The sequence below is a fragment of the Nocardia sp. NPDC059177 genome, assembly GCF_042755165.1.
GTDB lineage: Bacteria > Actinomycetota > Actinomycetes > Mycobacteriales > Mycobacteriaceae > Nocardia.
The window spans coordinates 14,170-34,532 of sequence record NZ_JBHZBX010000026.1; the positions used below are offsets into that span (position 1 = coordinate 14,170).

At 69.6% G+C, this 20,363-nt stretch carries 17 protein-coding genes; 8 read left to right on the forward strand and 9 right to left on the reverse strand.

Annotation, left to right across the window (positions count from 1 at the left end):
- Window positions 1-2: 2 nt before the first annotated feature.
- The 5 genes from ACFXK0_RS25655 to ACFXK0_RS25675 form a co-directional block, all read right to left on the reverse strand.
- Entirely contained in the window at window positions 3-881 is an 879-nt protein-coding gene (locus ACFXK0_RS25655; protein WP_379413402.1) for an SDR family oxidoreductase, read from the reverse strand.
- 15 nt (window positions 882-896) lie between these two features.
- Window positions 897-1,769, reverse strand: coding sequence for a MaoC/PaaZ C-terminal domain-containing protein (locus tag ACFXK0_RS25660; protein ID WP_379413403.1), 873 nt, complete (start codon window positions 1,767-1,769; stop codon window positions 897-899).
- Window positions 1,766-2,206, reverse strand: coding sequence for an SRPBCC family protein (locus ACFXK0_RS25665; RefSeq protein ID WP_379413404.1), 441 nt, complete (start codon window positions 2,204-2,206; stop codon window positions 1,766-1,768). The genes ACFXK0_RS25660 and ACFXK0_RS25665 overlap by 4 nt, the downstream gene beginning before the upstream one ends.
- 32 nt (window positions 2,207-2,238) lie before the next feature.
- Complete coding sequence (locus ACFXK0_RS25670; protein WP_379413405.1) at window positions 2,239-3,429, reverse strand: lipid-transfer protein; 1,191 nt, start codon at window positions 3,427-3,429, stop codon at window positions 2,239-2,241.
- A 245-nt stretch (window positions 3,430-3,674) separates the two neighbouring features.
- Window positions 3,675-5,846, reverse strand: a complete 2,172-nt coding sequence (locus ACFXK0_RS25675) for a DUF4132 domain-containing protein (RefSeq protein WP_379413406.1) — start codon at window positions 5,844-5,846, stop codon at window positions 3,675-3,677.
- Between the two features lie 361 nt (window positions 5,847-6,207).
- Here ACFXK0_RS25675 and ACFXK0_RS25680 point away from each other — a divergent pair, with 361 nt between their 5' ends.
- Entirely contained in the window at window positions 6,208-7,452 is a 1,245-nt protein-coding gene (locus ACFXK0_RS25680; protein WP_379413407.1) for a cytochrome P450, read from the forward strand.
- A gap of 44 nt (window positions 7,453-7,496) precedes the next feature.
- On the opposite strand, the gene ACFXK0_RS25685 is transcribed toward ACFXK0_RS25680, so the two are convergent.
- Together ACFXK0_RS25685 and ACFXK0_RS25690 are read right to left on the reverse strand one after the other, a co-directional pair.
- Entirely contained in the window at window positions 7,497-8,735 is a 1,239-nt protein-coding gene (locus tag ACFXK0_RS25685) for a cytochrome P450 (protein ID WP_379413408.1), read from the reverse strand.
- A gap of 161 nt (window positions 8,736-8,896) precedes the next feature.
- The gene (locus ACFXK0_RS25690) at window positions 8,897-10,075 is read right to left on the reverse strand and encodes a cytochrome P450 (protein ID WP_379413409.1); all 1,179 of its coding nucleotides are present in this window, start codon (window positions 10,073-10,075) and stop codon (window positions 8,897-8,899) included.
- Between the two features lie 35 nt (window positions 10,076-10,110).
- Between ACFXK0_RS25690 and ACFXK0_RS25695 the strand changes: the two genes are divergently transcribed.
- Entirely contained in the window at window positions 10,111-10,923 is an 813-nt protein-coding gene (locus tag ACFXK0_RS25695) for an SAM-dependent methyltransferase (protein ID WP_379413410.1), read from the forward strand.
- Here the strand turns inward: ACFXK0_RS25695 and ACFXK0_RS25700 are convergent.
- Window positions 10,920-11,312, reverse strand: coding sequence for a DUF779 domain-containing protein (locus ACFXK0_RS25700; RefSeq protein WP_379413411.1), 393 nt, complete (start codon window positions 11,310-11,312; stop codon window positions 10,920-10,922). The two genes, ACFXK0_RS25695 and ACFXK0_RS25700, sit on opposite strands and share 4 nt — an antisense overlap.
- 544 nt (window positions 11,313-11,856) lie before the next feature.
- On the opposite strand from ACFXK0_RS25700, the gene ACFXK0_RS25705 reads away from it, so the two are divergent.
- Genes ACFXK0_RS25705 through ACFXK0_RS25730 form a run of 6 tightly spaced genes read left to right on the forward strand, consistent with a single transcriptional unit; the run spans window position 11,857 to window position 19,824 of the window.
- On the forward strand, window positions 11,857-12,906 hold the full coding sequence (locus tag ACFXK0_RS25705) for a 3-oxoacyl-ACP synthase III family protein (RefSeq protein ID WP_379413412.1): 1,050 nt from the start codon (window positions 11,857-11,859) through the stop codon (window positions 12,904-12,906).
- An 8-nt stretch (window positions 12,907-12,914) separates the two neighbouring features.
- The gene (locus ACFXK0_RS25710) at window positions 12,915-13,811 is read left to right on the forward strand and encodes a hypothetical protein (RefSeq protein WP_379413413.1); all 897 of its coding nucleotides are present in this window, start codon (window positions 12,915-12,917) and stop codon (window positions 13,809-13,811) included.
- A complete protein-coding gene (locus ACFXK0_RS25715; RefSeq protein ID WP_379413414.1) occupies window positions 13,808-15,469 on the forward strand; it encodes a fatty acid CoA ligase family protein in 1,662 nt (553 codons plus the stop codon). Before ACFXK0_RS25710 ends, ACFXK0_RS25715 begins: the two co-directional genes overlap by 4 nt.
- Complete coding sequence (locus ACFXK0_RS25720) at window positions 15,466-16,509, forward strand: NAD-dependent epimerase/dehydratase family protein (RefSeq protein ID WP_379413415.1); 1,044 nt, start codon at window positions 15,466-15,468, stop codon at window positions 16,507-16,509. Before ACFXK0_RS25715 ends, ACFXK0_RS25720 begins: the two co-directional genes overlap by 4 nt.
- 25 nt (window positions 16,510-16,534) lie before the next feature.
- Complete coding sequence (locus tag ACFXK0_RS25725; RefSeq protein WP_379413416.1) at window positions 16,535-17,731, forward strand: peptide synthetase; 1,197 nt, start codon at window positions 16,535-16,537, stop codon at window positions 17,729-17,731.
- Window positions 17,728-19,824 (forward strand): MMPL family transporter, encoded by a 2,097-nt coding sequence (locus ACFXK0_RS25730; RefSeq protein WP_379413417.1) that lies wholly within the window; start codon window positions 17,728-17,730, stop codon window positions 19,822-19,824. Before ACFXK0_RS25725 ends, ACFXK0_RS25730 begins: the two co-directional genes overlap by 4 nt.
- Here ACFXK0_RS25730 and ACFXK0_RS25735 read toward each other — a convergent pair.
- On the reverse strand, window positions 19,789-20,346 hold the full coding sequence (locus tag ACFXK0_RS25735) for a hypothetical protein (RefSeq protein ID WP_379413418.1): 558 nt from the start codon (window positions 20,344-20,346) through the stop codon (window positions 19,789-19,791). The two genes, ACFXK0_RS25730 and ACFXK0_RS25735, sit on opposite strands and share 36 nt — an antisense overlap.
- Window positions 20,347-20,363 lie beyond the last annotated feature (17 nt).

The window sequence follows — 20,363 nt, forward strand, 5'->3', positions numbered from 1 at the left end:
GGCTAGCTGGTCTCCTTCAGCCGGGCGGCGACCTCGTCGATGCTCCACGGACCGTCGGTCTCGACGGTGCGCACGTCGTGCCAGCCGGCCAGTTCGGTGATCGCACCACCCTGCACCGCGAACACCTTGCCGGTGATCGCGCAGCCTGCCTCGGCCAGATGCGCGACCAGCGGCGAGATATTGGCCGGCGCGAACGCATCGAACTCGCCCTCGGGCACCTCGGCGGCGAACAGCGCGCCCATGCCCGGGGTGGCCAGGGTCAGGCGGGTGCGCGCGATCGGGGCGATCGCGTTGACCCGCACGCCGTAGCGTTCGAGTTCGTCGGCGGCGACCAGGGTCAGCGCGGCGATGCCCGCCTTGGCCGCACCGTAGTTGCCCTGACCGGCATTGGGCATGAAGGTGCCCGAGGCCGAGGCGGTGTTGATCACCGAGGCCGCGACCGGGTTGCCCGCCTTGGTCTGGGCCTTCCAGTAGGCGGCCGCGTGGTGCAGGGTGGCCGCGTGGCCCTTGAGGTGCACCGCGATCACCGCGTCCCACTGCGCTTCGTCCATGCCGGCGATGAAGGCGTCGCGCAGGATGCCCGCGTTGTTCACCAGCACGTCGAGGCGGCCGAATTCGGTGACCGCCTGCGCGATCAGCCGATCGGCGCCGTCCCAGGTGGCGACATTGTCGGTGTTGGCCACGGCGCGGCCACCGGCGGCGACGATCTCGTCGACCACCTGCTGGGCCGGGCCGGTATCGGTGCCGGTGCCGTCGTTGGCGCCGCCGAGGTCGTTGACCACGACCGCGGCGCCCTCGCGGGCGAACAGCAGGGCGTGTTCACGGCCGATGCCGCGACCGGCGCCGGTGACGACAGCGACGCGTCCGTCGAGCTTTCCCATGAGTTCTTCTTCTCCCTAGTTGAATTCGACGCCGTTGAATTCGACGCGGCCGTCGGTGATCGCGATCTCGCCCGCCGCCTCGGTCTCGAAGGCGTAGGCGCCGTCGTCGAGGCCCCAGAAGGTGGTGGTGATGTCCTGGCCGGGCAGCACCGGCTTGGCGAAACGCACGGCCAGCCTGCGCAGGCGCGCGGTGTCGGCGCCGGCGAGTTCGGTCAGCGCGGCCCATGAGGTGAACGCCATGGTGCACAGGCCGTGGTTGATGATCCCGGGCAGTCCGGCCATTCTGGCGATCTCGTCGTCGAGGTGGATCGGCATCGGATCGCCCGAGGCCGGTGAGTAGCGGAAGGTCTGGTCCTCGTCGATGTGCGCGGTGACTGCCGCGGCCGGGTCGCTCGCCCGGTCGGCCTCGGTGAGGCGATGGCCGGGCGCCTGCTCCCCTTCGCCCGGTCCGGCGTCGACCTTGCGGAAGAACGCCGTCATCCACTGCTCGTTGACCAATTCCCCTGCCGCGTCCCGGGTTTCGGCGTAGATGACCACTGTCGAGCCGTTGGGTCTGCCCACGTACCCGATCGGCTTGGCCCGCACCACCAGTTCGTCCCCGGCCACGATCGGCCGGTGGAACCGGAAGTCCTGCTCGCCGTGTACCAGCTTCATCAGCAGCTCGACCGGCGCGACCGACAGCGCGGCCGGCGCCATCGAGGTGAACACCGGCACCACCGCGAACACCGGCGGCGCGATCTGCCCGCTGCGGTGCGCCTCGATCGGATCATTGGTCGCCGCAGCGTATTCCGCGATCCGCTCGGCGGTCACCGAGAACCGCTCCTCGTCGGTCCACTGGCCCAGCGCCGCGCCGTCGAACACGACCGCCGCCGGATCCGAGGTGGTCATGCGGCCGAGCCGACGAGTTCGGTGAACTTGGCCATCGAGGCCTTCAGGTCCGCCTCGGCGTGCTTGGCCACGGCCTTGCCGATCGGGCCGACGATCATGGTGCCCTTGAAGCTCGCGTCGAACTTGGCCGAGGAACCGGTCGCGGTGGGTTCCACCTCGAGCGCGAATTCTACGGTGACACCGGCCATTCCGGTGCCGGTGATCTTCAGGTACTTCTGCGGGTCGACCTCGGCGACGGTCCACTCGATCTTGTTGGCCATATTCATCACCGACACGACCTCGATGAACCGCGCGCCCGCGCTCAGCTCGGCGGGCAGCTCGCTGCGCCAGCCCTCGTGGATGGTCAGCCACTCGTCCCACTTGGCAAGGTCGCTCAGCCGCGCCCAGGCCTGCTCGGGGGTGACGGGAAGATCGGTGGAAACGGAAACGGATGCCATGAGTTGCTCCTGGTGGATTCGAGGTGGGGTGGTCAGCGGACGGCGGGCCGGTAGGCGGTCACCACGACCGCGCCACCGAGTCCGATGTTGTGCTGCAAGGCGATTCGGGCGTTGTCGACCTGGCGGGCGTCGGCGGTGCCGCGCAGCTGCCAGGTGAGTTCGCTGCACTGGGCCAGCCCGGTCGCGCCGAGCGGGTGTCCCTTGGAGATGAGACCGCCGGAGGGGTTGACGACCCACTGCCCGCCGTAGGTGGTGGCCTTGTCGTCGACGAGGCGGCCGCCCTCACCGGGCGCGCAGAGGCCGAGCGCCTCGTAGGTGAGCAGCTCGTTGGTGGAGAAGCAGTCGTGCAGTTCGATGACGTCGAGGTCCTCGGGGCCGATACCGGCCTGCTCGTAGACCCGCAGCGCGGCGGTGCGCGACATGTCCGCGCCGACCAGGTTGATCGCGGTCGGGTCGGTGAAGGTGGAGCTCAGGTCGGTGACCATGGCCTGGCCGACCATCTCGACTGCGCGGTCGGCGAGGTTGTGCCGGTCGACGAAGTCCTCGCTCGCGAGAATGACCGCGCCGGAGCCGTCGGAGGTCGGCGAGCACTGCAGCTTGGTGAGCGGTCCGTAGATCTGCTTGGCGCCGAGCACATCCTCGAGGCTGTATTCGGTCTGGAACTGCGCGTACGGGTTGTTCACCGAGTGCTTGTGGTTCTTGACGCCGATCTGGGCGAACTGTTCGGCGGTGGTGCCGTAGCGCTGCATGTGTTCCTTGCCCGCGGCACCGAACATGTACGGCGCGGGCGGCATCGCGAATTCCTGCAGTTCGGCCAGCGCCAGCAGGTGGCGCATCATCGGCTGTTCACGATCGTCGTAGGTGGAGCCGAGCGAGCCCTTCTGCATCTTCTCGAAGCCCAGGGCGAGGGTGCATTCGGCGAGTCCGCCGCGGATCGCCTGGGCCGCGAGGTAGAGCGCGGTCGAGCCGGTGGAACAGTTGTTGTTGACGTTGACGACCGGAATACCGGTCATGCCCAGTTCGTAGACCGCGCGCTGTCCCGAGGTGGACTCGCCGTAGACGTAACCGACGTAGGCCTGCTCGACCTGCTCGTAGCCGATGCCGGCGTCTGCCAGGGCCTTGGTTCCCGCTTCCCTGGCCATGTCCGGGTAGTCCCATTCCAGTGCACCCGGCTTCTCGAACTTCGTCATCCCGACGCCGACGACGAACACCTTCTGTGTCATGTACGCACTCCCGTAGCCCGCGTGTCCCAGATATCTGAGACACCATGTCACTGCAATGTATGTGGGACGCCGCGTCCAGGTCAATACCTCGGACGAAACCAGGACAACTCCGGTAACAGCCGAGAAAAAGTTGGCCGATTCGCCGACATCACCGACCTGTATGGGATATACGTCCCGGGTACTTTCCGACGAGAAAGGCCCGGCGAACAGGTTCGCCGGGCCTCGCCGCGAGGGCAGGAGGGCGCCTACCCGACTGGCGGACCAGGCCGGGTCGCGGCGATCTGCGTCAGGTCGCGCAGTGCTTCGGAGAAGACGACCGGAGATACCTCGGACAGTGGCACCACCACCTCGCCGCGCAGGAACCGCAGCTCGCCGAGCTCGACCTCGGACTGGGCCATATAGCCGGAGAACACGCAGCGCAAGGCCGCGGTCAGGCCGTCGCCGACCGGCTTGGTCGCCGGGTACTCCCGGTACTCGTCGTGGGTGGACCAGCCCCGCGCGGACAACATCGGCACCGCCACCTGGCCCTCGACCGTGCGCCCGGCCCAGCGCCGCGAGGTATCGCCGTCGCGCTCCTCGGCGGTCGGGACGAAGAACGCGCGCGACACTTGTTCCACGGGTTGCGCCACCTCGCGCCGCCGCAGCTCCTCGCGCCATCGGTCGAGCAGTCCGCCCTCCCGCAGGTCCAGGGGGTGGACCGCGGTGACCGGTCCGGTGCGGTCGATCTCGTCGAGCACACCGATCGTGCCGGCACGGTCGCGCCACAGCAGCGCGGGCAGCATCGCCGCCCCGGCGGGCAGGGTGAGCAGCCGGCTCAGTTCCGCGGGCGTCAGTGTGCCCGCGGTGGCGACCAGACGTTCCAGCAGACCCGTCCGCATCCGGCGCGCCTGGTCGCGTAGTAGGTCCTGGTGGGCGCGTAGTTCCCGGTAGGCGGGGTCGGCGCGCACGGCGGACGGCACCGATTTCAGCTCCTTGCCCGCCCGGCTCACGATCAGCCCTGGATCGGCGCCGGTGAACCGCACGGTGATCCGGTAGTCGCCGACGGTCGCGCCGGTGGGCACTGCCGTCGCGATCCGCGCCTCGCAGTCCCATTCCAGCCGGTCGGCACCCTCGGCACCGGCCACCTGGGCCAGGTGATCGAGAGCGACCGCGACCGCGGCGCCATGGCTGATCCGGCGATTCGGGCCGAATTTCGCACCACGCCGGGCGATCTCACGGATCGCCAGGTAGCGGTCGAGGACGGTTTCGCCGGCGCCGAGCGGCAGTATACCGAAGGCCGCGATCCCTTGCAGCGCATTGTTTTTCACCCGTTTTGTCACCTGCGCCCGGTTCCACCCGGGTACCGCGGAGACGATCTCGTTCGGCTCCAGCGCCAGGATGCGGCGCGCGGTATCCGCACCGGCCTGCTCGATCGCGCTCAGCAGCGCGGCCCGGTCGTGGCGGACCACCTCGGCGGGCAGCGCCCGGATCAGGCGCAGCAGCTCCGCGCCGTGGCCGAGCCCGAACAGCGGCAGCAGCGCGTCCGGATCGCCGGCGCGGCGGCGCCACTCGAACACCCGGCGCTGCTCGTCGACCGGGCGCGTGCGCAGCAGGTCGGTCAGTTCCGCGCGCTCGGCCTCGGTCAGCTCGGCGGCGCCGAAGTGTTCGGCCGCGCGTGGCTCGCCCCGCCAGCCCAGGGCGAGCTGGACGAAACGCAGACCACGCGGCGCGATCGCGCGCGGCAGGTGGTCCCACGCGGCGGGCACCGGATCGCGGACCAGCCGCCAGGTGTAGGAGTCGACCAGCTCTCGAACAACATCCGCGCAGGCCAGTGGCGCACCGGTGCGGCTGCCGTCCGGGCTACGGCCGACGATGGCGTAGCCGAGGAAGCGGTCGTCGGTGAAGGCCCGTTCGACGACCGCGGCGTCCAGTGCGTCCGCCCGGTACAGCGCCTCGAGGATTCGGGCGACGGACGGGCGAGCCAGTCGCCCGAGCGGAGTGGACACGAGCACGCGCAGCAGGGCGACATCGCCCGCGGTGACGGCCCGCTCGGCAATCTCGTCCAGCAGCAGATGGTGGCGCACATCGCGATCCAGGTAGCGGGCCAGCAGGGCCCGGCGGTGCGCCGAGGGCCAGGGTGTGACGAGCAGATCGGTGATGTCGCCGGGATCGGTGACCGGGAAGGCGGTGTCGAAGACCTGGTCGAGCTCGGCGGTGATATCGCCGACGTGCGCGTCGAGATTGCCCAGCGCCCGGTCGTCGCCCTCGGCCAGGCGTACCAGGGCCAGCGCGGCGAGTTCCCGCAGCCGAGCCTGGTCACCGGCGCTGCGCCGGGCCCGCTCGACCAGCCGCCACAGCGCCTGCCGTTCTTCTTCGACGACACCGGCATATCCCTCGGGGATCGGCCGCCGCGCCACCGACATCTCGTTTTCGACCACGCCGCCACGGTACAAGCGGTCACCGACAGGGCTGTTCATGGTGAACCAGGCCTTGCCTGCATTGTGCCCCGCGCGGCGCACTGCAGACCGAGCGGGCAGCCCACGAAGGACATGAAGTGGGCGAGAACGGTGCGCCAATCCCCTACCGCACCACAACCTTTCACATCCATCCCACCGCCTGATACCGTGTGCCGGAAGGTCGGCTCACCGAGTCCAGAACTGAAACAGGTTGCAGGACAAGGTATTCGCTGTGCACGAGTCGACGGCTCCACCAGCTGCACCCCGCGAGCACATCCGCCGCGGCTGCGCGACGAAGCGCGACGACCGATCGCTGTCTCCGACGACAGGAGTACGTGCTGTGATGCCCCAGACCTCCGCCGAACCGACCAGAACGACGCCGGCTCCGCTCAGCGACGGCGAACGGGTGCCGCTGTATTCGCCGGAGTTCGCCGCGGATCCGCAAGCCACCTACCGGGCCATGCGGCGCCGGTTCGGTTCGCTCGTTCCGGTCGACCTGGTGCCGGGGGTGCCCGCCACCCTGGTGATCGGCTACCGCACCGCGGTCGAGATCCTCAACGATCCCGACCACTTCCCCGCCGACGCACGGATGTGGGAACGCGAGATCCCGGACGACTGCCCGGTGAAGCCGATGCTGTGCTACCGCCCGAACGCGCTGCGCACCGCGGGCGCCGAGCACACCCGGTATCGCCAGGTCACCGTGGCCGGCCTCGCCGGTGTCGACCTCTACCAGCTGCACAGCCGGGTCGAGCGGATCGCGATGCCGGTCATCAACACCTTCTGCGCCGACGGCAGCGCCGACCTGCTCAGCCAATACGCCTACCCCGTCATATTCACCACGATGAACGCCATGCTCGGTGTTCCCGCCGATCTCGGTGAGCGGGTCGCCACCGGGATGGCGCAGGTGTTCGAAGGCGGCGACACCGCGGTCGCCGGCGCGCAGATGTTCGAGGACGCGCTCTACGATCTGGTCCTGCTCAAGCAGCGCGAACCGGGCGACGACATCACCACCCGGCTGGTGCAGCATCCGGTCCAGCTCAATGACGAAGAGCTGATGAACCAGCTGCTGACCATGTACGGCGCCGGCATCGAGCCCATGCTCAACCTCGTCCTGAACACGGTGCTGCTGATGCTCACCGATCAGCGTTTCGCGGGCAGCCTGCTCGGTGGCAGCCTGTCCACCCGGGATGCCCTCGACGAGGTGCTCTACACCGACCCTCCGCTGGCCAATTTCTGCATGACCTACCCGCGGCAGCCGATCCTGGTCGACAACGTGTGGTTGCCCGCCCACCAGCCGGTCGTGATCAGCATGGCGGCGTGCAACAACGATCCGGCGATCGGGTCGGGCGCGTTCCTGGACAACCGCGCCCATCTGGCCTGGAGCACCGGCCCGCACGGCTGCCCGGCCAAATCCGCCGCCTACCTCATCGTGCAGGAAGTGATCGAGCAGCTGCTCGACGCGTTGCCGGAGATCGAACTGGCCGTGCCCGTCGCCGAATTGGTCTGGCGGCCAGGGCCTTTCCACCGCGCTTTGGCCGGCTTGCCGGTGGTGTTCCCCAAGTCACCACCGCTGCCGATGCCCTTCTGAGCCCTCCGCTCGGCCGGGTACGCCCGGCCGAGCGGAGGTACGCGCTACTCGCCGTCGAGGAACACCGGCAGGTGGCGATGCCCGTTGGAGATGAAGCTCGGCACCGCGCCGAGCTCGCCGACCGGCACCGCGAGGGTCATCTTCGGGAATCGCTCGAACAGCGCGGGCAGCGAGACCAGCGCTTCCAGCCGCGCCAGCGGCGCCCCGAGGCAGTGGTGCGCGCCGTGCCCGAATGCCATGTGGGACAGGTTGTCCCGGCCCGGATCGAACTCGTCGGCGCTCGCGCCGTGCCGCCGCGGATCGCGACCCGCGCCCGCGTAACCGGCCAGGATCGCCTCGCCCTGGGCGAACCGCACGCCGTCGATCTCGATGTCGGACACCGCGAAGCGCAACGGCAGATGCGCCACCGGGGACTCGAACCGCAAGGTCTCCTCGACCAGATCCGGCCAGCTGATGGTGCCCGCGCGCACGCTGTCGAGCACCTCGGGCCGGGTGAGCAGGGCGGTGATGGCCTGGTCCAGGAGGTTCACCGTGGTCTCGTGGCCCGCCGAGATCACCAGCAGCAGCGTCGCGATCAGCTCCTCCTCGGTGAGCTGGGCGTCGTCGCCGTCGTCGTCGCGCTGCGAGATCAGCAGGCTGGTCATGTCGTCGCCGGGCTGCTCGCGCCGCAGGGCCACCAGTTCCCCGAGGATCCGGTACATCTCGAGATAGTTCGCCTGCGACTCCTCGGGGCTGAGCGTGGTGTCGAAGAGCCCGTCGACACAGGTGCGCAGGCCCGGCCCGAGGGCTTCGGGCACACCCATCAGTTCCGAGATCACCTGGATCGGCAGCGGATACGCGAAATGCTCACGCAGATCGATGGATTCGCCCGCCGGCACCTCGTCGAGCGCGTCGAGCAGTTCGGCGGTGATGCGCTCGACCTGCTCCCGCATGGCCTCGGTGCGCCGCGCGGTGAACGCGGGTGCCACCAGGCGGCGCAGCCTGCGATGCTCGGCACCGTAGGCGGTGAACATGTTCGGGATGGCGACCCAGAGGTAGAGCGGCCAGTCCGGCGGAATCTCCCCCGCCACGAACGGCGGCCAGTGCTGCGCCGCGTTCTTGGACACCCGCGGGTCGATGAGCAGCTTCTCCAGCAGCGCCGCGTCCGTGACCGACCAGGCCGGCACGCCGCCCGGCAGCTCCACCAGGGTGGCGCGGCCGCGCTCCCTGAGCTGGGCGACCTCGCCCTGGATGTCCTCCCCCGTCGGATCGATTACCCACCGATTCGTCACCGATTCCACCATGAAGCCTCTCGATCACCGGTGTTCCGCGGACCCACTCCCGGCAGCCACGGCGAAACATGTTGCTGGACTGGACCTTCCGGTCCGTTCAGCGATGTTACCGGCCCGCCCGGGGCGCTGCAGCGCCCCGAGCGAATCGGAACGAATCGGTCATTACGCGAGGCTCAGCGCAGCGTGACCGTGGTGGGCAGCGCGGCGAATCCGCGATTGTTGGACGAGTGGATACGCACCGCGTTGCCGGTGTCGATCTCGTAATCGGCGACGGCGGAGACGATTTCCTGCAGGGCCACCCGCAGTTCCAGCTGCGCCAGGTTCGCCCCGAGGCAGTGGTGCCTGCCCGAACCGAAGGCCAGCGACGCGCTGGTGTCGCGGTCGAGGTCGAAGGTGTCGGGATCGGCGAAGACCGTCTCGTCGCGGTGCGCGGAACCGGTGAGCAACAGGATCCGGGCACCGGCCGGGACGGCGACACCGTGCAGTTCCAGCGGGGTGGTCGTGGTGCGCAGCTGGGTCTGGGTGGCCGGGTCGTAGCGCATGGATTCCGCGATCCAGTCGTCGATCCGGCCGCCGAACGCGGCCCTGCGCTGTTCGGGATGAGTCGCGGCGCTGTACCAGGCGTTGCCGAGGGTCAGCATGGTCGTCTCGATGCCCGCCCCGACGAGCAGGATCAGCACGCCGACGATCTCCTCCGGGCTGAGCCGGTCGTCGCCGTCGGCGGCGTCGAGCAGGCCGGAGAGCAGGTCACCGGTGCGCTGCTGACTGCGCGCGATGGTCAGTTCGGTGTAGTAGCCGACCAGCGCGCCGATCGCCTGCATGGCCTCGGGCCGCAGATCGGTCGACTCGGCGTCGGTGTACATGATCTCCATGCCGAGCTTGCGCACCAGCTCGCGGTCGGCTTCGGGCACGCCGACCAGTTCGGCGATCACCTCGGTCGGGAACGGACCGGCGAATTCGCTCATCAGATCGAAGCTGCCGCTGGCCAGCAGCGGCCGCAGAGTATCGCGGGCGATCTCGCGGATTCGCGGTTCGAGTTCGCGGACCCGGCGCTGGGTGAAGGCGCGCACGACCAGTTCGCGCATTCTGGTGTGTTTGGGCGGGTCCATCGCCACGAACGAGAACATCTTCTCGGCCTGCGGTCCCCAGAAGGCGGGTTCCATGCGCAGCCCGTTGGCGCTGGAGTATCGGTCGGAGTCGCGCAGGGCGGCGAGGACGTCGGCGTGGCGCGAATACGCCCAGAAATCATCGACCTCGTTACGGTAGACGGGGGCTTCGGAACGCAACCTGGCATAGTACGGGTAGGGATCGGCGTGGACGTCGAAGTCATAGGGGCTGTACTGCAACGGCATGGCCGAAACGGTAGTCGAGAGAAAGGGAGGGCGCGGTGGACTTCGAATCCGCTGCCGACCGGGTGGATGTCACCACACCACACCCGGCCCGTCGGTACGACTACTGGCTCGGCGGCTCGGCGAATTTCGAGGCCGACCGCAAATCCGCCGACGCCGTCGCGCAGGCGTTCCCTTCCATCCATTTCGCCGTCCTGGAGAACCGCCGTTTCCTGCGCCGGGCCGTCGACCATCTGGTGCGCGTCGAAGGCGTACGGCAGTTCCTCGATATCGGTACCGGGTTGCCGACCGTGGGCAATGTGCACGAGCTGGCCCAGGAGATCGCCCCGGAATCGCGGGTCGTCTATGTCGACAACGATCCGATCGTGCTCTACCACGCGCGTGAACTGCTCGACAGCACCCCGAGCGGGGCGACGGCCTATATCGACGCCGATCTGCGCGACCCGGCCTCGATCCTGACCAACCCGGCCCTGACCGGCACCCTCGATCTGGGGCAGCCGGTGGCGCTGATGCTGTGCGCGGTACTGCACTTCCTCACCGACGACGCGCAGGCCTACGCCGTGGTCGCCGAGTTGTGCGCGGCGCTGCCGCCGGGCAGTTTCCTGACGCTGACCCACGCCACCAACGATCACCTGTCCGTCGAGGATCTCGAGGCGACCATCGAGGCCAACCGGCGCAGCGGAGTTCCTTTCCGCGGCCGGTCGGCCGCGCAGTTCACCCGTTTCTTCGACGGACTGGAGCTGGTCGAGCCCGGTGTCACGTCGGTGATCGATTGGCGGCCCACCGAATGGCGCCCGCATCCCCGCCGCGAAGCGGTGTCGATGCTCGGTGGGATGGCCAGAATTCCCTAGGACGCCTCGCCGACGAGCGCGTCGGGCTCGGCGTGGATCCGCAGCGCGAACCGGAAACCGCAGCTGGTCTCCAGCGACGCCGACCGGCGGTCGGTGCCGGGCGCGCTGCGTACGTCGATGCTGAGGTCGATGTCGTCGATGCCGGCCTGGAAGGGCTCGGCCATCCAGAATTCGGTGTGCCAGGCGGTGCGGCCGACCAGGGTGTCACCGGGGGCGGGCCGGAATTCGGTGCGGCGCACACAGTTCGGGGTGTGGCCGTCGGTGTCGGGTGCCAGATAGAGAACGACGGGGCCGTGCATGGCGGTCATCAGCTGCAGGACGTCGTCGGCGTCCTCGGTGGCCGCGACGGCGCGATGGCGGTGCGTGGCTGACCCGGCGTGGTGAAGCATGGTGCACTCCTTGCAGGTTCTCGACGTGTGGTCGGGTTGCCCGACACTATGGGTGGACAAGGTTGGTCCAGGGTTGGTGCGGATCGAACGTTGCGAAGTTTCGGCCGGTTCCGCCAGGTCGGTCGGTCCTCGACCCACTGCATCGAACGATTTCCTCCTGCGACAAACTTCCACGCGGTTGTTTGGTCGGGCGTACAAAGTGTTCCGGACGGCGAAACCTATTCCCCTGCCGCCCTTTCGTGAGGTCCCTCACGACAGAACAACCATACCGAGGCACACACGTCCCGCCAAAGTCAGTGGAACAGCAGATAGCCAGGTCATAGCCATGATCTCGAATTCGCCTGTCCGGCAAGGTGAAGGCAGGACAATTCGAATAGCCGATTGAACGAAACGCTTGGTTACACATATCGCGATCCGTGGTGGGTCACATCGGATGCGCGCCGGCCTTCGTCATCGGTCACACGGTTACTCTCCGGTAGCGTTCGGTCGCGTCGACGATCAGAAACCCGCCCAAGGCGCCCTTCCGACGTATTCAGGAGTACCCGTGTCGCATTCGCGTTTCGAGTCCATCGGCGCATATCTTCCGGCGAACAGTGTGTCCACCGCCGAATTGATTTCGCGCCTCGCCGTTCCGCCGTCGTTCGATCTGGAACGGATCACCGGTATCGGGCACCGCCGGGTGCGCGATACCACCCCGGAGAACCAGGAGGACTCCTTCGCGCTGGCGATCAAGGCCGCACAGGACTGCCTGTCCCGGTCCCGGTACGCGCCGGGCGAACTGGAGGTGATCATCTCCTGTTCGATCACCCGCAGCGACCAGGGCACCCGCATGTACATGCAGCCGTCCTTCGCCTCCAGCATCGCCAAGCGTCTCGGCGCCGAGGCCGCGATCACCTTCGACGTCTCCAATGCCTGCGCGGGCATGCTCACCGGCACCTACCTGCTGGACCGGATGATCCGTTCCGGCGTGGTCCGCAACGGCATGGTGGTCAGCGGTGAATCCATCACCCCGATCGCCGACACCGCGGTGCACGAGATCTCCGAGAAGTACGACCTGCAGTTCGCCTCGCTGTCGGTCGGTGACTCCGGCTGCGCGGTGATCCTCGACCAGGCCGTCGACGACGCCGACAAGATCCACTACATCGAATTGCTCACCGCCGCCGAGCATTCCCACCTGTGCCTTGGCATGCCCAGTGACAAGTCCTCGGGTGTCGCGCTCTACACCGACAACCGCAAGATGCACAACGAAGCCCGGTTCATGCTCTGGCCGGACGCGCAGGGCACCTTCCTGGAGGGGCAGGGGCGCAGTTTCGCCGACGAGGAATTCGACTACATCATCCACCACCAGTTCGGCGCCGCGGCGGTGCCGTACCTCAACGCGGTGGCCGCGCGGGAGTTCGGCACGCCGATGCCGCCGGATCTCAATGTGATCGAGAAGTACGGAAACACTTCCACCACTTCGCATTTCATCGTGCTGCACGATCAGCTGTCGGACCAGAACATCGCGGCGGGGTCGAAGCTGCTGATGGTCCCGGCCGCCTCCGGTGTCGTCGCCGGGTTCCTGTCCACCACCATCTCCTCCCTGAAGGTCTGAGGTTCGTCATGGGCGTACGTATCCGAGCCACCGGCACCAGCACGGCCACCGATACCCACAGCATTGTGGAACACAGCGGCCGCGCGGCCCGGGAAGCCTTGTCCCGCGCGGGAATTCGTCCCGATCAGGTCGGCGTGCTGATCAACACCGGCATCTTCCGTGACTCCAACACCGTCGAGCCCGCGGTCGCCGCGCTGATCCAGAAGGCCGCAGGCATCGGCCTGGACTACACCAGGACCGACCCGCGCACCTTCTCCTTCGACCTGATGAACGGCGCGGTCGGCGTCCTCAACGCCGTGCAGGTGGCCGGCTCGATCCTGAGCACCGGCAGCACCGGGCACGTGCTGATCGTGGCAGGCGACACCCATCCGTCGCTGACCCGCTCGGCCGCCGACGCCGCATTCCCCTATGCCACCGCGGGTGCCGCGCTGCTGCTCGAGCAGGTCGACGGTCCCGAGGGATTCGGCCCGGTGCACACCGCGACCGCGCCCGGTGCCCCCGCCGAGCAGGCCTACGTCGACACCGCGACCATGGGCACCGTCGGGCGCAGCCTCATGACCATCGAGCGCGACCCCGATTTCGAACAGCGGGTGCTGGCCGTCGCCGTCGAGGTGGCCGAGGCCGCCCTCGCCGGCGGCGACCGCGCGGGCGTGGCGCTGATCGCCTCGACACCTAGCCCGCAGTTCCCCAAGCTGCTCGCCGACGCGCTGGGCATCGACCAGGACGCGGTGCGCACCCCCGACCTGTCCGCCGGTGATCCACACACCGCGGCCCTGCCGCTGGCCTACGACCGCGCTGTCGCCGCGGCCGCGCTGGGCGGCTACCGCGACGTGCTGTTCGTGGCGGCCGGTGCGGGCCCCTCGGCCGCGGCCACGCGCTACCGGCTGCCCGCGGAGACCGCGTGACCACCGCGACCTACTGGGAGACCATCGACGGTTTCCGGCGCTTCGCGCGCGCCGAACCGGACCGGCCCGCGGTGATCTACCCCGACGGCACCACCCCGGCCGGCCTGCCGGACTACCGCAGGATCACCTATCAGGAACTCGATCAGTGGTCCGACGCGATCGCCGAGCAGCTGCTGGCCTCGGGTGTCGGCAGCGGGACCCGCACCATCGTGCTGGTGCTGCCCAGCCCGGAGCTCTACGCGACCCTGTTCGCGCTGTTGAAGATCGGCGCGGTGCCGGTGGTGATCGATCCGGGCATGGGGGTGCGCCGGATGGTGCACTGCCTGCGCGCGGTCGAGGCGGAGGCGTTCATCGGCATTCCGCCCGCGCACACGCTGCGGGTGCTGTTCGCCCGCAGCTTCCGGCACGTACGGACCACCGTGACGGTGGGACGCCGCTGGTTCTGGGGCGGGCCGACGCTGCGGTCCTGGGGCCGCACCCCGGCCGGTGTGCTGCCCGCGCGGCAGCCCGCCTCCCGCGACGAGGTGCTGATCATCGGGTTCACCACCGGCAGCACCGGTCCGGCCAAGGCGGTGGAGCTGACCCACGGCAACCTCGCGGCGATGGTCGAGCAGGTGCACACCGCGCGCGGCAACACCCCGCCGGAAACCTCGCTGATCACCCTGCCGCTGGTGGGTGTGCTCGATCTGCTGCTCGGCTCCCGCTGTGTGCTCCCGCCATTGATCCCAAGCAAGGTCGGCTCGACCGACCCCGCGCACGTGGTCGACGCCATCGAACGCTTCGAGGTGCGCACGTTGTTCGCCTCGCCCGCGCTGCTGATCCCGCTGCTCGCACACCTGCGGGCGCACCCGTCGCCGGTGTCGTCGCTGGGCAGTGTGTTCTCCGGTGGCGCGCCGGTGCCGGACTGGTGTGTGGCAGGGCTGCGCGAGGTCCTGCGCCCCGATGCCGAGATCTACGCGGGCTACGGATCGACCGAAGCGCTGCCGATGTCGACCATCGAGTCGCGTGAACTGCTCGACGGCCTGGTCGAGCGCGCGCATCAGGGCGACGGCACCTGCATCGGCCGCCCGGCCGACCGGATCGAGGTGCGGCTGCTCGGCATCACCGACGCGCCGGTGCCCAGCTGGGCGGGCGCCGAAGTGCTCACCGGCGACCGGGAAGTCGGCGAGCTGGTGGTGGCCGGACCCAATGTGAGCACCCGCTATTACTGGCCCGAGCAGGCGAACACGGCGGGCAAGATCACCGACGGTGACCGGATCTGGCATCGCACCGGCGACCTGGCCTGGATCGACGAGCAGGGCCGGATCTGGTTCTGCGGCCGCAAGAGTCAGCGGGTGCGGACCGCGCGCGGACCGCTGTTCACCGTGCAGGTCGAGCAGGTGTTCAATGTGGTGCCCGGGGTGTCGCGGACCGCGCTCGTCGGCGTCGGCGCGCCGGACGCGCAACGTCCCGTGCTCTGCGTCGAGCTGGAGACCGGCGCCGACGCGGGCGCGGCGCTGACCCGGCTACGTACCCGCGCCGTCGAGGTCGACACCGTCACCGCGATCACCGATTTCCTGATCCACCCCCGCTTTCCGGTCGACATCCGGCACAACGCCAAGATCGGCCGCGAAGACCTCGCCCGCTGGGCGACCGAGCAGCTGGAGTCGCGTCGATGAAGATCCTGGTCACCGGCGCGTCCGGGTTCCTGGGCGGCGCGCTGGTGCGCGCCCTGGTCGCCGAGGGCACCCACGATGTGTCGATCCTGGTGCGGCGCACCAGCGTGCTCGACGATCTCGGCGCGGCGCTGGACGAGGTCGAGGTCGTCTACGGCGACCTCACCGACGCGGCGTCGCTGGTGGCGGCCACCGCGGGCCGCGATGTCGTCGTGCACAGCGCGGCCCGGGTGGACGAGCGCGGCACCCGCGACCGGTTCTGGGCCGAGAACGTCCGCGCGACCGAACTGCTGCTCGACGCCGCCCGCCGCGGCGGCGCGGGCCGGTTCGTCTTCGTCTCCAGCCCGAGCGCGCTGATGGACCGCGACGGCGGCGACCAGCGCGAGGTCGACGAGTCGCTGCCGTATCCGCGGCACTATCTCAATTTCTATTCCGAGACCAAGGCCGCCGCCGAACGCGCCGTGCTGGCGGCCGACGCACCAGGTTTCACCACTGTCGCCTTGCGGCCGCGCGCGATCTGGGGTGCAGGCGATCGCTCCGGCCCGATCATCCGGCTGCTGGGCCGCACCGCCGAGGGCAGGCTGCCCGACCTGTCCGCCGGCCGCGCGATCGAGGCCTCGCTGTGTCACGTGGACAATATCGTGCACGCCTGCCGGCTGGCGGCGACCGCGGACATCCTGGGCGGCAAGGCCTATTTCATCGCCGACGCCGAGCAGACCGATGTGTGGCGCTTCCTCGGTGACGTCGCCGAGGAGCTCGGTTACGCCGCGCCGTCGCGGCGGCCGAACCCGCGGGTGCTCGCCGCCGTGGTGACGGCCATCGAGACCGTGTGGCGGATTCCCGCCGTCGCGAACCGCTGGTCGCCGCCGCTGTCGCGCTATGCCGTCGCGCTGATGACCCGCACCGCCACCTACGACACCAGCGCCGCCCGGGCCGATCTCGGCTACGCACCCGTCGTCGACCGCGAGACCGGGCTGCTCCGGTTCCTGCGCTGGCTCGACGCCCAGGGCGGTATCGAGACACTCACCCGGACCCTGCGATAGTCACCGCGCGACCCCGAAGGCAAACATGAACGCCCGCACCGTCTTCCGCCGTCCCGTCTCGACCACCGAGCGCATGTACTTCCCGATGCGCGAGCTGGCGCCGCCGTTCCTCATGCAGCTAGTCGTCCCCGGCGAGGGCGACATCGACCCCGACCGTCTGCGCCGCGCGGTGGCGACGGCGGCCGCGGTGACACCCGGTGCGCGGCTCATGCGTCAGGGCGCCGAGTGGGTCGACACCGGTATCACGCCCGCGGTGCGGGTGATGCCCGGTCACCGCCTGGGCTATCCGGCGCTCGAGGCCGATCCGGTGCTGGTCAGCCCGATCGGCCCGACCCCGGAGAGCACGGTCGAGGTGCTGTTGCTGACCGGTGCGCCGGTGACCCTGGTCTTCCGCGTCTTCCACGGCGTGATGGACGGGATGGGCATGGTGCTGTGGGCGAGCAATGTGCTGCGCGCGCTGCGCGGCGAGGTACCGGTCCCCTTCGGTGATCCGGTGGCCGATCAGGAACTCGTCGGCCGGGTCGGCGCACCCGGCAGGCCGACACCGATGGTGCCGCGTTTCCGAAGTGCGGTCGGGCGGGGCAGGCAGCGGCGTGGCCTCGCCCGGCATCTGCTGCGGCACCGGCGGATCGAGGCCACCGGGCCGGGCGCGGTGGCGCGGGTCTGCGCGCTGCTGGCCGCCGAGACCAAGGGCACCTCCCGGATCATGATGCCGGTCGACCTGCGCAGGCACGACCCGGACCTGCGGTCCACCGCCAATCTCGCGCTGCCGCTGTTCCTCGACATCACCCCGGGCCAGGACTGGACGCGGATCAAGGAACAGATCAAGACCGGGCTGCACGACCGCAGGGAGCTCGACCAGCTGGCCAACACCAAGATCACCCTCGTCCCCGACGCGGTGAACCGCGGGGTCCTGCACACCACCAACTGGCTCGGCGCGCGCCTGGGCCGGAACCTGGCCTCGGCCACCGTCTCCCATATGGGCCGCTTCACCGGCGCGGACCTGGCCGTCCCCGGCTTCCGGCCGACCGGGCTGTTCGTGCTGCCCCAGCACAGTGTCGCGATGCCGTTGCTGTTCGGGCTCACCGAGTTCGACGGGCACACCGAGCTCACCGTGTCGGCGCGCAACGGCGCCGGGATCGAAGCGCGGCTCGAGGCGCTGCTGGACCGGATCGTGGCCGTGCTGGAAGCTGATCTGCCCGTACCGGATTCACGCCGGTGAGCGTGCCGGCGCGCCTGGTCGTCGCGCGGCCGCGGGCCGTGCTGATCGTGGTCGCGGTGTTCATCGGGTTGTGCGCGGCCTACGGTGCCACGGTCACCGAGCGGCTCAGCGCGGGTGGTTTCGCCGATCCGCACAGCGAGTCGGCCTTCGTCGACCGGTTGGTCACCGAACATCTCGGGCCACAGAGCCCGGATGTGGTCGCGCTCTACACCGCCCCTGCGGGCTCGACCGTCGACGACCTCGGCCCCCGGGTCCGCGCAGCGTTCGCCCGGATCGATCCGGCGCTGCTGGCCCAGCCGGTGGACAGCTATTGGACCGCGATCCCGCCGCGCAAGAACTTCCTCGTCTCGGCCGACCGGCGCCAGGCGGTGGCGGTGGTGTTCACCGCCGGTGACGACACCGCGCGTATCGCCGCCTATCCCGCGATCGCCGCGGCGCTGCGCGTACCCGATGTCGAGACCAGGCTGTCGGGCTACAGCGCGCTCAACACCGAGATCATCGAGCGTTCTCAGCGCGATCTCATTGTGGCGGAGTCGATCTCGCTGCCGCTGACGCTGCTGATCCTGGTCCTGGTGTTCGGTGGCGTACTCGCCGGGTCGCTGCCGGTGGTCGTCGGCATGCTCGCGGTCGCCGGTTCCCTGGGCGCGATCCGGTTGCTCACCGAGTTCACCGAGGTGACCACCTTCGCGGTGAACATCGCCTCACTGCTCGGGCTCGGCATGGCCATCGACTACGGACTGTTCCTGGTGAACCGGTTCCGCGAGGAGTACGCCGAGCGCCGCGATGTCACCGCCGCCGTCACCCGCACCTACGCGACCGCCGGGCGCACCGTGGGTTTCTCGGCGCTGCTGCTGATGTGCGCGTTCGCCGGCACGTTCGTCTTCCCGCAGGCGGTGCTGCGCTCCCTCGGTATCGGCGCGGTCGCCGCGGTCGCGCTCGCCGCCGGTCTGTCGCTCACGGTGCTGCCCGCGCTGCTGATGCTCTGCGGCGCCCGGATCGGCCGGGCGAAGCCGACCGACCGCACCGAACGGTTCTGGGGCCGGGTCGTCGATGCGGTGCTGCGGCGACCGGGCACGGTGACGATCGTCGTCGGTGCGATCCTGCTCCTGCTGGCGGCCCCGCTCACCGGTATCCGGCTGGGCGAAGTCGACCAGCGCGCGTTGCCGGCCGACAGCGAGATGCGCAGTACCGCAGAACAACTCACCGCGAAGTTCCCCGCGGCAGCGAGCGGGGCGACGGTGCTGCTGCGCGGAATCGACGGCACGCCACCACAATCGGCGGCCGTGGCCGAGGCACTCGCCGCGGTCGAGACGGTGCCGGGTGTCAGCGACGTGCTGCAGCAGGGCCGCGACGACGATTTCGTCGTACTGCACGCCTTCCTCACCGGCGCCGACCGCAGCGAGGAAGCCACCGCCACCGTGCGGGCACTCCGCGCGCTCGAACCGCCCGCGGGCACCACGTTCGGCGTCGGCGGCGACACCGCGGCGACGCTGGACACCGTCGATTCCACGGTCGATCGGCTGCCGGTGATGATCGCGGTGATGGTGCTGGCCACCCTGGTCCTGCTGACGGTCGCGTTCCGGTCGATCCTGTTGCCGCTCAAGGCGGTCGCCATGGCGTTCCTGAGTCTGGGCGCCAGTTTCGGGGTGCTCACCTGGATCTTCATCGACGGTCACTTCGCCGAGGTGCTCGGTGTCAGCGCGGGGCCGCTGCCCGCGGGGATGCTGGTGCTGATCGTCGCGGTGGTGTTCGGGTTGTCCACCGATTACGAGGTGTTCCTGCTGTCGCGGATGGCCGAGGCGCATCGCGCGGGCGCCGACACCATCACCGCCGTGCGCGTCGGCACGGTCAAGACCGCGCGTGTCATCACCGCGGCGGCCGTGCTGCTGGTGCTCGTCACCGGCGCCTTCGCGCTGTCGCCGCTCACGCCCATGCGCCTGCTCGGCATCGGCATGATCATCGCGCTGATCCTGGACGCGACCCTGGTGCGCATGCTGCTGGTGCCCGCGCTGGTGCAGCTGATGGGTTCGGCGAACTGGTGGATGCCGGGTCGGCGCTCAGCCGCAGGTCAGGACCGACTCGAACGCGTGTAGCAGGTCGGTGGTGGCGTAGATGTCGGGAACGTCGCGGTCCGGGCGCGACACGAGGTAGCGCGCGGCCAGGTAGCCGGGCAGGCCGGGAGCGTCTTCGGCGTGCGCGCGCGAGAGCACACTCGGGCAGTGCGTGCACTCGATCCACGGCACCACCGTCATCCGGGCCACCGGGCCCGCGGTGATCCCGGCCGCGCGGGCATCGCCGGGCACGGCCTCGCTGTCGGGGACCAGCCGCACCGAGGCGGCCCGGTCGCGGTCCCTGGCGCAGGCGTCGATGCGGTGGTGCACCGAGGCCCGCTCACCCCAGTGCTCGGCGAGCACCTCGATCTCGGCCGCTGTCGTCTCGTCGACCGGTAGTTCGAGGGCGGTGAGCCGCTCGAGCAGGAACCAGATCCCCGCCTCCTGCTCGCCGATCTCGCGGCTGTCGCGGAAACTGCCCGCGTCCTCGGTCGTGGGCAGCAGCCCGGCGAGCCGCTCCCACAGTCGCGCTTCCCACTCGTCGAACCGGCCCTTGTCGCCCATGTCCGGCACCCTACCGA

What these genes read in the sequence shown, in the direction of transcription:
- ACFXK0_RS25655 (WP_379413402.1), bottom strand. Translation starts at nt 881, where the DNA reads ATGGGAAAGCTCGACGGACGCGTCGCTGTCGTCACCGGCGCCGGTCGC.
- ACFXK0_RS25660 (WP_379413403.1), bottom strand. Translation starts at nt 1,769, where the DNA reads ATGACCACCTCGGATCCGGCGGCGGTCGTGTTCGACGGCGCGGCGCTG.
- ACFXK0_RS25665 (WP_379413404.1), bottom strand. Translation starts at nt 2,206, where the DNA reads ATGGCATCCGTTTCCGTTTCCACCGATCTTCCCGTCACCCCCGAGCAG.
- ACFXK0_RS25670 (WP_379413405.1), bottom strand. Translation starts at nt 3,429, where the DNA reads ATGACACAGAAGGTGTTCGTCGTCGGCGTCGGGATGACGAAGTTCGAG.
- ACFXK0_RS25680 (WP_379413407.1), top strand. Translation starts at nt 6,208, where the DNA reads ATGCCCCAGACCTCCGCCGAACCGACCAGAACGACGCCGGCTCCGCTC.
- ACFXK0_RS25685 (WP_379413408.1), bottom strand. Translation starts at nt 8,735, where the DNA reads ATGGTGGAATCGGTGACGAATCGGTGGGTAATCGATCCGACGGGGGAG.
- ACFXK0_RS25690 (WP_379413409.1), bottom strand. Translation starts at nt 10,075, where the DNA reads ATGCCGTTGCAGTACAGCCCCTATGACTTCGACGTCCACGCCGATCCC.
- ACFXK0_RS25700 (WP_379413411.1), bottom strand. Translation starts at nt 11,312, where the DNA reads ATGCTTCACCACGCCGGGTCAGCCACGCACCGCCATCGCGCCGTCGCG.
- ACFXK0_RS25710 (WP_379413413.1), top strand. Translation starts at nt 12,915, where the DNA reads ATGGGCGTACGTATCCGAGCCACCGGCACCAGCACGGCCACCGATACC.
- ACFXK0_RS25720 (WP_379413415.1), top strand. Translation starts at nt 15,466, where the DNA reads ATGAAGATCCTGGTCACCGGCGCGTCCGGGTTCCTGGGCGGCGCGCTG.
- ACFXK0_RS25725 (WP_379413416.1), top strand. Translation starts at nt 16,535, where the DNA reads ATGAACGCCCGCACCGTCTTCCGCCGTCCCGTCTCGACCACCGAGCGC.
- ACFXK0_RS25735 (WP_379413418.1), bottom strand. Translation starts at nt 20,346, where the DNA reads ATGGGCGACAAGGGCCGGTTCGACGAGTGGGAAGCGCGACTGTGGGAG.